Origin of the sequence: Bradyrhizobium sp. SRL28, assembly GCF_018596315.1 — a bacterium.
In the GTDB taxonomy this organism is placed as follows: domain Bacteria; phylum Pseudomonadota; class Alphaproteobacteria; order Rhizobiales; family Xanthobacteraceae; genus Bradyrhizobium.
Map to the genome: position 1 here is coordinate 53,232 of NZ_JAHEAG010000004.1, position 12,279 is coordinate 65,510.

The following is a 12,279-nucleotide window of genomic DNA, read 5'->3' on the forward strand; positions in this document are numbered from 1 at the left end:
GGGACCGCGTGGCGTCAGCAGTGTCGAACAACCGGGTTAATGAGGTCTGAACGGCGAGCTCTGGCGAGCCATTGCCTCATGAGAGCAGGACATGTCGGTTAAGAAAAAACCTCTCGTCGTCGTCACCCGCAAGCTGCCGGACTCGATTGAGACCCGGATGCGCGAACTGTTCGACGCGACGTTGAACCTCGACGACACACCGATGACGCCGCAACAGATTGCCGAAGCCAGCCGCTCGGCCGACGTGCTGGTGCCGACCGTCACCGACATGATCAGCGAGGAGATGCTCAATCACCCCGACTGCAAGCTGCGCATGATCGCCAATTTCGGCAACGGTGTCGACAATATCGACGTCACGGCGGCGCATGCGCGCGGCATCACGGTGACCAATACGCCGAAAGTGCTGACAGAAGACACTGCCGACATGACCATGGCGCTGATTCTCGCGGTGCCGCGGCGGCTGATCGAAGGCGCAACCATCCTCCCCGAAGGCAAGAACTGGCCGGGCTGGTCGCCGACCTGGATGCTCGGCCATCGCATCGGCGGCAAGCGCCTCGGCATCATCGGCATGGGCCGGATCGGCCAGGCGGTCGCCCGCCGGGCGCGCGCCTTCGGCCTGCAGATCCACTATCACAACCGCCGCCCCGTGGCGCCTGTTATCGCCGAGGAGCTCGGCGCGACCTATTGGGAAAGCCTCGACCAGATGCTGGCGCGGATGGACATCATCTCGGTGAACTGTCCGCATACGCCGGCGACCTATCATCTGCTGTCGGCACGGCGGCTGAAGCTGATCCGCAAAGACGCCTATATCGTCAACACCGCGCGCGGCGGGGTGATCGACGAGGACACCCTGGTCAAGCTGCTCGAAGCCGGCGACGTCGGCGGCGCCGGCCTCGACGTCTATGAGCACGAGCCCGCGGTCAATCCGAAGCTGGTGCGGCTGGCCAAGGCCGGCAAGGTGACGCTGCTGCCGCATATGGGCTCGGCCACCATCGAAGGCCGCGTCGAGATGGGCGAGAAGGTGATCATCAACATCAGAACCTTCCTCGACAACCACAAGCCGCCGGACCGCGTGCTGCCCAGCATGCTGTGAGCGAATGTCGCAGCGAGCGTAGCCCGGATGGAGCGAAGCGAAATCCGGGGCATCGTGCCGCGGATGCAAATCCCGGATTACGCGGAGCCTGTCATCGGGCGCGCGTTCGCGCGACCCGTTGGCTCCATCCGGGCTACGGCATTATCTGTTTTTGCGCCGTTCCCGCTTCCGCCATTCCGCGACGAAGGCCACGAACGCGGCGAGCGCCGGCGGCGGTTGGCGACGGCTCGGGTAGTACAGAAACGGTCCCGGAAACGGCGCGCACCAATCATCGAGCACGCTGACCAGCGCGCCTGATTTGATGCCGTACCGAACGTACCCCTCGAACGTCATCCAGAAGCCTGTGCCGTCATGGACGGCGCGCAGCGCCAATCCCAGATAGGTCGCGATCAGCTTGGCCGGCGGCGAGACCTTCACGACGCGGCCTGCCTTCTCGAATTCCCAATCCAGCATCGCGCCGCTGCCGAAGCGGGTGCGGATGCAGGCGTGATCGAGCAGTTCCTTCGGATGTTTGGGATGGCCATGCTGCGCCACATATTCGCGCGAAGCCACCACGGCGTAGCGCTGCGGCGCCCCGAGCGAGACCGCGATCATGTCCTGCGCCAGATGCTCGCCATAGCGCACGCCGGCATCAAAGCCTCCAACCACGATATCGACGAACGAACTCTCGCCAACGATTTCCAGATCGATCTTGGGATGGGCTGCAAGAAACGGCGCGACCATCGGCGCCAGCACCAGATCGATTGCCGGCGGCGGCGCATTGATGCGCAGACGCCCCGACGGCACCGCCCGCAGGCCGCGTACCTGATCCAGCGCCGCGCCGACATCTGACATCGCGGGACCGACACGGGCCAGCAATAGCTCGCCGGCTTCGGTGAGCGCGACGCTTCGCGTGGTGCGGTTCATCAGGCGGACACCAAGCCGCTCCTCCATGTCGCGCAGCCGCTGGCTGAGGCTCGAGACGGAGACGCCGTGCTCGACCGCGGCGCGGCGGAAATTCCGGGTGCGCGCCACGGCGACGAACGCATCGAGGTCGCGGAGGTCGAAATTCTTCATTGTTCGGTATACTGAACAAGCTATTTAGGATTGTCCAGCTTATCGCATTGGCCCGAAAGGCTCATATCAGCCTCGTCACCACGGCGCGAATATCCGCCGCCGATTACGAGGAGAACCACCATGGAAAAACGCAAACTCGGCTCTACAGGCCCCACCGTCTCGGCAATCGGCCTCGGCTGCATGGGCATGTCGGACTTTTACGGCCCGGCCGATCGCAGCGAGAGCATCGCCACGATCCATGCCGCGCTCGATGCCGGCATCACCCTGCTCGACACCGGCGATTTCTACGGCATGGGGCACAATGAGATGCTGATCCGTGAAGCGCTCATGGGGCGCAATCGCGACAATCTCCAGATCAGCGTCAAGTTCGGCGCGCTGCGCGATCCCAACAAGGGATTTCTCGGCTATGACAGCCGCCCGGCCGCGATCAGGAATTTCGTCGCCTATTCACTGCAGCGGCTCGGCGTCGACACAATCGACATCTATCGGCCCGCACGGCTCGATCCGGACGTGCCGATCGAAGAGAGCATTGGCGCGATGGCCGACATGGTGAAGGCCGGCTGGATCAGGCATATCGGCCTTTCCGAGGTCGGCTCCGACACCATTCGCAGGGCGCACGCGGTGCATCCGATCGTCGACCTGCAGATCGAATATTCGCTCGTCGCGCGCGGGATCGAGAGTGACATTCTCAAGACCTGCCGCGAGCTCGGAATCAGCATCACCGCCTACGGCGTACTGGCGCGCGGGCTGATCAGCGGACACTGGTCGAAGGAACGCTCCGCGGTGCAGGATTTTCGTCAGATCAGCCCGCGCTTCCAGGGCTCCAATCTCGACACCAATCTGGCACTGGTGGATTCCCTGCGTGCCATTGCGGCCGAGGTCGGTGCATCACCGGCGCAGGTCGCCATCGCCTGGGTCGCAGCGCAAGGCAACGACATCGTACCGCTGGTCGGCGCACGTCGCCGCGACCGCCTTTCCGAGGCGCTCGGCGCGCTCGATGTGAAATTGACGCCGGCTCATCTGGCAGCACTTGCCGAAGCATTCCCGCCAGGCGTGGCCGCAGGGGCGCGCTATCCCGAGGCGCAACTCGCGCATATGGACAGCGAGAAGCGTTGAATATTACGCCGCGTGCCCGCTCAGATCGGTGATGACAGGCTTATCGCCGTTGAGCGGGTTGGCCGGGTCGCGCGCGTAGCGCAACGTCTCGAACCGCATTGCGCGGGCGTCCACCATCACCAGCCGGCCGACCAGGCTCTCGCCAAAGCCGACGATTTCGCGGATCGCCTCCAGCGCCATCATCGAGCCCAGCATGCCCGCCAGCGCGCCCATGACGCCGGCCTCCGCACAGGCCGGCACGGTGCCGGGCGGTGGCGGTTCGGGAAACAGGCACCGGTAGGTCGGATTGAACTCGCCCTGCTCGTTGCGCTCATGCGCACGGATCGTGGTCAGCGATCCGTCGAACTGGCCGAGTGCCGCCGTGATCAGCGGCTTGCCGGCAAAGAAGCAGGCATCGGACACCAGATAGCGGGTTTCGAAATTGTCGGAGCCGTCGAGCACGAGATCGTAGCCGCCGATCAGCGACATCACGTTCTTTGCATCGAGGCGCACTGCATGCGCCTCGAAATGAACATGCGGATTGAGCGCGTGGATCACTTCAGCGGCGCTGTCGACCTTGCGCCGTCCGATGTCGGGCGTGGTGTGGATGATCTGGCGCTGCAGATTGGACAGCGAGACGATGTCGTCATCGACAGCGCCGAGCGTGCCGACACCGGCGGCCGCCAGATACATCAGGACCGGCGCGCCGAGACCCCCGGCGCCGATCACCAGCACCGACGCCTCCTTTAGCGCGGACTGCCCGGGGCCACCGACGTCGCGCAACACGATATGGCGGGCATAGCGTTCGAGTTCGTCGGCCGTCAGCATGGTCGTGTGCTGTCCTTCCTTCGCTGGTAATCCCTCAGGATGAGGGAAACCGGAAGTCCCCTGAACCGGGGCTCGGTTGTTGCCGACTAAGCAGATGTGCTTAATTGGCAGGACGTCAATGCGCGCTCCCTTATTCCATTCCTGAATTCTCCCGGATTTGTCATGAGATCGGTGCTTTCGGCAACATTGATGGTGGCGGCCTCAGTTTTAGCCGCCTCGGACGCACGGGCGCAAATGACGCCCCCCTCCACGGCCGGCGCCAACGCGAAACCGGTGACAACGGTGCCGATCCGTCCTGCGCTGCAGAGGCCGGAGGACACGGCCAAGGCATTGGGGCAGGCCGAGCGGCTGGCGCTGCAGTCGGATCTCGCCTGGGTCGGGCAGTACAACGGCGCCATCACGGGCGACGTCAGCGAGCGCATGGTCAATGCGATCAAGGAATTCCAGAAATCCCGCGGGGCCAAACAGACGGGCGTGCTCAATTCGCAGGAGCGCGGCCTCCTTGCCGATACCGCCAGGAAAAAGCAGGAAAGCGTCGGCTGGAAGATTGTCACCGATCCCGGCACCGGCGTGCGGCTGGGGATTCCGACCAAACTGGTGCCGCAGCAAGCCAGCGACGCCAACGGCACCAAATGGACGTCGCCTACCGGCACGATCCAGATTCAACTCGCCCGGCGCAAGGAAGCCGGCCCCGTTACCGCAAAGCTCGCCGAGCGCGAGAAGAAAGAGCCGGGGCGGAACATCGACTACACCGTGGTCAAGCCGGACTTCTTCGTGCTGTCCGGCCTGCAGGGCCTGAAGAAATTTTATCTCCGCGGCACCTTTAGGGGCGACGAGGTCCGCATCCTCACCATCCTCTACGACCAGGCCACCGAGAATACCGTGGAGCCGATCGTGATCGCGATGTCGAGCGCGTTCAATGCGTTTCCGGCCGCGGTGCAAATGGCCGGACCTCCACCGCGCAAGACCGTGGAATACGGCACCGGCATCGTCGTCAGTGACGACGGCGCGATCATTGCCGACCGCCAGATCACCGATGGCTGCGTCACGGTCGCGATTGCGGGCCATGGCAATGCCGATCGCGTCGCCGAGGACAAGGAGCACGATCTCGCGCTGCTGCGCATCTATGGCGCACGCGGACTGAAAGCGCTCAATCTCGCCAACGCCGCCACCAAGACGACGCTCGACCTCACCGGCATTGCCGATCCGCAGAATCAGGGCGGCGGCGCCGCGGTGACCAGCGTCAAGGCTTCGGTGGCCCAGCTTGGCGGGAGCAGCGATATCGCGTTGACGCCCGCGCCGGCGCTCGGCTTTTCCGGCGCGCCCGCGCTTGACGGCGACGGCAGGTTTGCCGGCATCGCGCTGTTGAAGCCGGTTCAGGTAGCGGGACTCGCGAACGGCGCACCCGCGGCGCAGGCGGTGCTGGTGACCGCCGACACCGTGCGCGATTTCCTGAAGGCCAATAGCGTCAATGTGGCCGGCGGATCGACCGATGCGAAGGCATCCGTGGTCCGTGTGATCTGCGTGCGGAAGTAAATCACTCGTGTCCCGGACGCGGTGCAGCGCGTCAGCGGTGCGCTGCAGAGCCGGGGCATGAGCGTATCAAGCCGCCTTGATGTTGCTGAGGAAGGCTTCGACCTCGCCGCGCATCGTCTCGGACTGTTTTGACAATTCGCTCGACGCCTGCAGCACCTGATGGGCGGCAGCGCCGGTGTCGCCGGCTGCCTGCTGGACGCCGACCACATTCGCCGAGATTTCACCGGTGCCGAGCGCCGCCTGCTGCACGTTGCGGGCGATTTCCTGCGTCGCCGAGCCCTGTTCCTCGACGGCGCTGGCGATCGCGGAAGCGATCTCGTTCATTTCACTGATCGTCGACGTGATCCCCCGGATCGCGGTCACAGCCTCGCTCGATGAATTCTGGATCGCGCTGATCTGCGCGCCGATCTGTTCCGTTGCCTTGGCGGTCTGCTCGGCGAGGCTCTTGACCTCGGACGCCACCACGGCGAATCCGCGGCCCGCCTCACCGGCACGCGCGGCCTCGATCGTGGCATTGAGCGCGAGCAGGTTGGTCTGCGAAGCAATGTCGCTGATGAGCTTGACCACGTCGCCGATGCTGGCCGCGCCGTCATACAGGCCCTGCACCGTGGTGTTGGTGCGATCGGCCTCCTCGACGGCCTTCTGCGCGATCGCCGCCGACTGCGCCACCTGCCGGCTGATCTCGGTGACCGAGCTCGCCAGCTCCTCCGACGCCGCCGCAACGGTCTGCACGTTGGTGGAAGCCTCTTCGGTCGCGGCTGCCACGGCGGTCGCTTGGTTGGAGGTCTCCTCCGCCGTCGCCGTCATCGATGATGCCGTCGCCTGCAGTTCGGTCGAGGCCGAAGCGACCGAGCGCAGCACGCTCGATATGCTGGCATCGAACGACTGGGTCAGCTCGTTGACCCGCGCCGCCCGCGCTACGCGCGCCTTGATCGCCTCGGCTTCCTTGTCGGTAAGCTCCTTGGCCTTGACCATGTTTTCCTTGAAGATCAGGACCGCCCGCGCCATCAGGCCGATCTCGTCCTTCTTGTCGGTGGCGGGGATAGCGACCGAGTGATCGCCGCCGGCGAGCTGCCCCATGGCGCCAACCATTTTGAGGATCGGCGGCACGATCGAGCGGTTGGTAAGGTACACGACGGTCACCGCGACGCCGATGCCAACACCGAGCAGCACCCAGAGCAGCGTCATCAGAAAACTGGTCTCGGCAAGGACGGCATCACCGTCCCGCTTGAGGTTGTTCTGCTGCCGCCAAACCATGCCGCCCGCGCGCGAGCCCGTGGCGTCCTTGGCGCCGGCAAAGATATCGAGCAGCTTGTTGGCGCGCGGCGCCGCTTCGTTGGTCAGGAACCACTGCGCCATGTTCCAGCGGTCGGAGGCGCGGATTTCGAACATTTTCTGCGGCAGCGGCGCAAATTTCGCGCGCGCCGCAACGAGCGCGTCGAAGGCCTTCTGCTGGCCGGCCGTCATTTCGGCGCGCCGCTTCGCCAGCGCCTCGAATTTCTTCTGATTGAGCGCCCAGAGCTGCTCGAACTCGGTCTTAAAAGCCGCATCCGCGGTCAAGAGGTAGGCGCGGATCGCACCGATCGCCGACGCCAGGCTGCCGCGCATATCAGCAAAGTCAATCAGCAGGCTCTTGCGCGCATCCGTCGAGGCAATGCTGCCCTCCTCGTCGATGATTGAGGTGGCGTTTTGCATCATGACCTTTGCCAGCGGCGCGGCTTCGGTGGCGAGCAACTTCGCCGCTGGCTGTTCGTCGAGGGTGTGGGCGATCGCTTCCGCCTTGTCCTGCGCGCTGCGCAATTCATCGAGCAGCGGCTTGGCCTGCCTCCAGTCAGCCTTGTTCTGTTCGGATGTCCAATGCGTCGATATGTCATCCATCCTGGCGCCGTAGCGCTGCATTTCCTTCCACAGCGTCGCGCGCTCGGCCTTGAACGAATCATTGCCTGTTATCAGCCAGCCGCGCAGCGAGGCCAGCGAGGCGTAGACCCCCGCCACAACGTCGTTTGCGGTCATCGCGGTCGGCACACGAAGGTTCACCGTGCGATTGGTCGCTTCGTTCACCGCGCTGACCTTGACGATGGTGGTACCGACCACGACGGCCAGCAGCGCGCAAAGTACGCTGAAGCCCAGAATCAAACGCCCTCGGATGTTCAGATTCAGGAGTGTCACGGTTCGATCCTTTTCGATGCGTCAGCGCCGGTGCTGAAGATTCCGCAGATCAAGGGTCGGCCGTTAGAGTGAACAAAGAACAAATGGATCGAGCCGTACTAGTACGCAGTTTCGTCCTGAAAATACGAGGATTCCCGCAAAACAACGGGGCTATGACTGCTGCATGGGATAAGTCAGATGCGCGCGCGAAGCACCACGCGCGCGCATGAGGCGATCACGCAAGCCCGAATCTCACACCGGCACGCGCCAGTCCACCCGCGATGCCGATCGGCGTGCCGTCCGCGCGCCAGCAGGCCGCGCCCGACATCGTTCCATCCTCGTGAAACTGGATGGCGTTCATGCCGCCGGCAACCGTCGGCACGGCCAGCACCTTGTGACCCATCGATACAAGCTCCGCGCGAACAGCGTCGGGCACCGCCTGTTCGACTTCGAGCGCGTTGCCTTCAGTCCACACCCGCGGCGCTTCGACCGCCTCCTGCAGGCTCATGCCGTGGTCGATCAGGTTGATCAGCGCTTGCATCGCACTCGGAAAGATCCGCTTTCCCCCGGGCAGGCCGAGCGCATAGACGAGCTTGCCGTCGCGCAGCGCCATCATCGGCGACATCGAGGTGGTGACGCGCTTGCCCGGCGCCAGCGATAGCGCGCGGCCGGGACGCGGATCGTAGAGGTTCATGTAATTGTTCGGGATGGCGCCAAGGCCGGGAATCAGGATTTTGGCGCCGAACAGGTTGTTGATGGTCTGCGTGGTCGCGACCACGTTGCCGAACCCATCCGCCGCCGTCATGTGGGTGGTATCAGCGCTTTCGAGTTGCGCGATGCCGGCGCCCCATGCCTGCGCGCGGTTAGGTTCGATCGCGCGGCGACGTTCGTCGGCATAGGCCTTCGAGATCAGGCGCTCGACCGGCACGTTAATGAAGTCAGGATCGCCGCTAGCGGCGGCGCGGTCGGCGAAAGCGATCTTGAGCACCTCGGCGAGGTAATGGATCGTGGCGGCGGAGCCGAAGCCGAGTTTTGCGATATCGTAGCCTTCGAGAATGTTGAGCATTTGCGCGATGTGCACGCCGGAGGCCGCGGGCGGCGGCGGCCCCAGGATTTCCCAGCCACGATAATCGGCGCGGACCGGCTGGCGCTCGACGGTCCTGTAGGTCGCCAGATCCTCGCGGGCGATGAAACCGCCGTTCTTTTCCATGTAATCGACGAGAATGTCGCCGAGCCGCCCGTGATATAATGCCGCTTCGCCATGCTGCGAAATGTAGCGCAGCGTCTCCGCATATTCCGACTGCAGCACGCGCTCGCCGGCTTTCAGCGGCGTCCCCTTGGGCAGAAAGATCGCCGAGATCGCCTTGTCCTTCAGCATCTCCGGGGCGCTGTCGGAAATACATTCGTGCAGATAGGGCGTCGCGGCATAACCGCGCGAGGCATATTTGATCGCAGGCTGCATGACGTCGGCGAGCGACATGGTGCCGAATCTTTCAAGCGTCTCGCACCAGGCCTTCAGCGAGCCCGGCACCGCCACCGCTTTCGGGCCGTTCAGGTTTTCATCGCCTGTTGTATCGAACACATCATGCGCCGAGCCGGGCTTCGAGGTGTAGGTATCGGGCCGGACCGCCAAGGGCACCGTGCTCTGGCCGTCGATGAAGCGATGGCTGCCGTCGGCCAGCCGGATATGGGCCATGCCGCCGCCGATGATGCCGACCATCATCGGCTCGACCACCGTCAGCGCGAACAGCGTCGCGATCGCGGCATCGATGGCGTTGCCGCCGGCCGCCAGCATTTCGGCGCCCGCGCTCGACGCCAGCGGATGATTGCTGACCACCATGCCGCGGCTGCCGGTCGCCGGTTGTTTTTGACAGGTAAAACCGGTGGTTGCACGATCCCGCCAATGACCCGTCATGTGCTATCCCGCTTCTTGCTGTCGTTTTCAGGCATCAGCCGACGAGATTCGAACGCGGCCGTGTTCACCCGGGATAGCCAGAATTCCACATTCCTGCATCATTGCAAGGTGAGTGATTCGGACATCCGCGATCTCCTCCTTTGGATCGGGCTGGGTACGTCTGGGCGAGCTACGGCTCGCCGCCGCAGAATGCGGGCTGTCTTGTAAAGCGTACCCCCAAGACCGCTGAAAGCCATCCAAAGGACGTGAAATGCAGACGATCGTATTGACCACCCAGAAGGGCGGGTCGGGAAAAAGCACGCTTTCCATCAGCCTTGCACTTGCCGCCATCCGGGCCGGCCACAATGTCCGCCTGATCGAGACCGACCCCCAAGGCACCGTTTCGAACTGGAAGCGCCGCCGTCCCTATGCCTCGCCGATCGTCGAGCCGATCTACGCCGCGCGGGAAGTCGAAGATCGCCTGCAATCGCTAGCGCAGGGCGGCGTTACAGTGACGATCGTGGATACCGCGGGCGGCGAAACCGCCGCGACCAATTCGGCCATTCGCTATTCCGACCTCTGCCTGATTCCGACGCGGCCGAGCATTGCCGACATCGAGGCGACCGCCGCGACGCTGCGCGTGATCCGGGCCTGGCACAAGCCGTTCGCCTACGTCCTGAACCAGACGCCGATCCGGGCCGCGGCGCGCCTTGCCGGCGCCGAACACGCGCTAGGCGCCGAGGCGGCGCTCGATGCCGCCGAGATCGTGGCCCAACCCTTTATCGTGATGCGCAACGACTACCAGGACGCGCTGAGCGCTGGCCTTGCGGTCTGCGAACATGCACCGGGAGGCAAGTCCGCGGAGGAAATACGCGCCCTCTGGCAGTGGGTCGAAACGCGGCTGGGCAATGTGGCCGCGGCTACTGACGAACCTGTTATCGAGGAGTTCGTGGAAATACCCGCAGTTATTCCTAAATGGGCTGCGCTCCCGTCTTTCGACGCCGACAGCGCACGCTTCCTGAGAACCCCGGCTCGCGTCTGATATCACGCTTCGCGCAAGGTAAATGCGCGAGGCGAAGGCGGAAGCAATTCAGCCTACCAGCCCCGGCTGGATTGCTTCGCTTCGCTACGGATTTCGCCGCAGCCAGTTCTCCCGCGTCACGCGCCATTTTTCGGCAAGCGTCTGACCACTGTGATGGGCAAGCTCAATGTAGCCGACAAGTTCGGCGCCGGTCTTTTGCTTGACCCGGCGTGACGCCACGTTGGTAGCCGCATTGCAGGCGTAGAAGCTCTCGATCCCGAGCGTGCGGAAGGCAAAATCGTTCACCGCCGAGACGGCTTCGCTCATCAGGCCCTGATTCCAGTAGCGCTCCGCGAGCCAGAAGCCGCGGTTGCCGTTCGCATCGTCCGACCCGGGGCGAAAGCGAATATTCCCGATCGCCTCGCCGTCACCGCCGCGCAGCACCAGCATCCAGTTATAGATCTCCTCTCCCGCGGCGACCTTCTCCAGCTCCCTCGTAATGAAAGTCTCCGCCCCGTCCTCCGGATATGGCCAGGGAACAACCGACGCGAGATGCTGGATGATGTTCCAGTTGTTGAAATGGCGCTGGATCGCCGGCGCATCCGACAGCGCGAGCGGCCGCAAGATCAGTCGCTCCGTCTGCAGCGTCGGCGTTTTGGTTATTTCTGGCATTTCGGGCACCAAAAGGTCGAGCGGCCGTTCTGGACGAAGCGCCGCACGATTCCACTGCAACGGGCGGTCTGGCACTTCTCGCCTTCGCGGTCATAAACCTGAAAGGAATGTTGGAAGTAGCCAAGCTCGCCCGAGGTCAGCCGATGATCGCTGATCGAGGAGCCGCCGGCCTTGATCGCCTGATTGAGCACCGAGTGAATCGCATCCACGAGCCGCCCGGCGTGATCGGTCGGCTCGCCCTTTTTTGTCGCCAGTGTCGCCGCCAATCGGCGCGGCGACAGATGCGACCGGAATAGCGCTTCGCAGACATAGATATTGCCGAGCCCTGCGACCACGCGCTGGTCGAGCAGCGCGGCCTTCAAGCTGGTCTTCTTGTTGAAGCATGAATGCGCCAGCATCGCGGCACCGAATTCGTTGCCGAGTGGCTCCGGGCCGAGGCCTTTTAACAGCGGCTCGTCCTCCAGCGCGTTGCGGGCGATGATCTTCATGTAACCGAAGCGGCGCGGATCGTTGAACACGATCGCCGCGCCCGATGACATGTGAAACACGACATGATCGTGCGCGCGGTCCTCGCTGCGCGGATGGTGGAATTGGCCGGGCCTGTCGTTGTGGCCCCCATCGAGCACCCGGAACGAGCCGGACATGCCCAGATGCATCAAAAGCACGTCGCCGGAGCCGAGATCGGCCATCAGGTATTTGGCGCGGCGGCCGAGACCTGTCACGGTCTGACCCTCCAGCCGGGCGATAAAATCTTTTTGAAAGGGAAACCGCAAATCCTTGCGGCGGGCTTCCGCTTTGAGGATTTTCGACCCCTCCATGGCGGGCTGCAGGCCGCGGCGGACGGTCTCAACTTCAGGCAATTCAGGCATGCAGGCATTCACCTTATGGAGGTGACGTGATAGCGCCATTGCGGCGGGCGCGCTATGGTCCGGTAAT

At 63.9% G+C, this 12,279-nt stretch carries 10 protein-coding genes; 4 read left to right on the forward strand and 6 right to left on the reverse strand.

Translation table 11 applies throughout. The features are described from left to right. The first annotated feature begins 91 nt into the window (after nucleotides 1-91). Nucleotides 92-1,093: a D-glycerate dehydrogenase gene (locus KIP88_RS11740; protein ID WP_214488080.1), complete on the forward strand. Its 1,002-nt coding sequence runs from the start codon at nucleotides 92-94 to the stop codon at nucleotides 1,091-1,093. Between the two features lie 141 nt (nucleotides 1,094-1,234). Here the strand turns inward: KIP88_RS11740 and KIP88_RS11745 are convergent, their stop codons facing one another. Beyond that, nucleotides 1,235-2,149, reverse strand: a complete 915-nt coding sequence (locus tag KIP88_RS11745) for a LysR family transcriptional regulator (protein WP_214488081.1) — start codon at nucleotides 2,147-2,149, stop codon at nucleotides 1,235-1,237. A gap of 120 nt (nucleotides 2,150-2,269) precedes the next feature. Between KIP88_RS11745 and KIP88_RS11750 the strand changes: the two genes are divergently transcribed. Next, nucleotides 2,270-3,265: an aldo/keto reductase gene (locus tag KIP88_RS11750; protein ID WP_214488082.1), complete on the forward strand. Its 996-nt coding sequence runs from the start codon at nucleotides 2,270-2,272 to the stop codon at nucleotides 3,263-3,265. A 3-nt stretch (nucleotides 3,266-3,268) separates the two neighbouring features. On the opposite strand, the gene KIP88_RS11755 is transcribed toward KIP88_RS11750, so the two are convergent. After that, a complete protein-coding gene (locus KIP88_RS11755) occupies nucleotides 3,269-4,072 on the reverse strand; it encodes a molybdopterin-synthase adenylyltransferase MoeB (protein WP_214488083.1) in 804 nt (267 codons plus the stop codon). Nucleotides 4,073-4,234: 162 nt separating this feature from the next. Between KIP88_RS11755 and KIP88_RS11760 the strand changes: the two genes are divergently transcribed. After that, nucleotides 4,235-5,608: a serine protease gene (locus KIP88_RS11760; protein WP_214488084.1), complete on the forward strand. Its 1,374-nt coding sequence runs from the start codon at nucleotides 4,235-4,237 to the stop codon at nucleotides 5,606-5,608. A gap of 66 nt (nucleotides 5,609-5,674) precedes the next feature. Here KIP88_RS11760 and KIP88_RS11765 read toward each other — a convergent pair whose 3' ends face one another. Together KIP88_RS11765 and ggt are read right to left on the reverse strand one after the other, a co-directional pair. Beyond that, the gene (locus KIP88_RS11765) at nucleotides 5,675-7,777 is read right to left on the reverse strand and encodes a methyl-accepting chemotaxis protein (protein ID WP_214488085.1); all 2,103 of its coding nucleotides are present in this window, start codon (nucleotides 7,775-7,777) and stop codon (nucleotides 5,675-5,677) included. 214 nt (nucleotides 7,778-7,991) lie between these two features. Then, nucleotides 7,992-9,671, reverse strand: a complete 1,680-nt coding sequence (gene ggt / locus KIP88_RS11770; protein WP_214488086.1) for a gamma-glutamyltransferase — start codon at nucleotides 9,669-9,671, stop codon at nucleotides 7,992-7,994. Between the two features lie 250 nt (nucleotides 9,672-9,921). Here ggt and KIP88_RS11775 point away from each other — a divergent pair, with 250 nt between their 5' ends. Further along, a complete protein-coding gene (locus tag KIP88_RS11775) occupies nucleotides 9,922-10,692 on the forward strand; it encodes a ParA family protein (RefSeq protein ID WP_214488087.1) in 771 nt (256 codons plus the stop codon). An 84-nt stretch (nucleotides 10,693-10,776) separates the two neighbouring features. On the opposite strand, the gene KIP88_RS11780 is transcribed toward KIP88_RS11775, so the two are convergent. Together KIP88_RS11780 and mutM are read right to left on the reverse strand one after the other, a co-directional pair. Continuing rightward, nucleotides 10,777-11,343, reverse strand: coding sequence for a GNAT family N-acetyltransferase (locus KIP88_RS11780; RefSeq protein WP_214488088.1), 567 nt, complete (start codon nucleotides 11,341-11,343; stop codon nucleotides 10,777-10,779). Continuing rightward, nucleotides 11,331-12,212, reverse strand: coding sequence for a bifunctional DNA-formamidopyrimidine glycosylase/DNA-(apurinic or apyrimidinic site) lyase (mutM, locus tag KIP88_RS11785; protein ID WP_214488089.1), 882 nt, complete (start codon nucleotides 12,210-12,212; stop codon nucleotides 11,331-11,333). Before mutM ends, KIP88_RS11780 begins: the two co-directional genes overlap by 13 nt. Nucleotides 12,213-12,279: the final 67 nt, after the last annotated feature.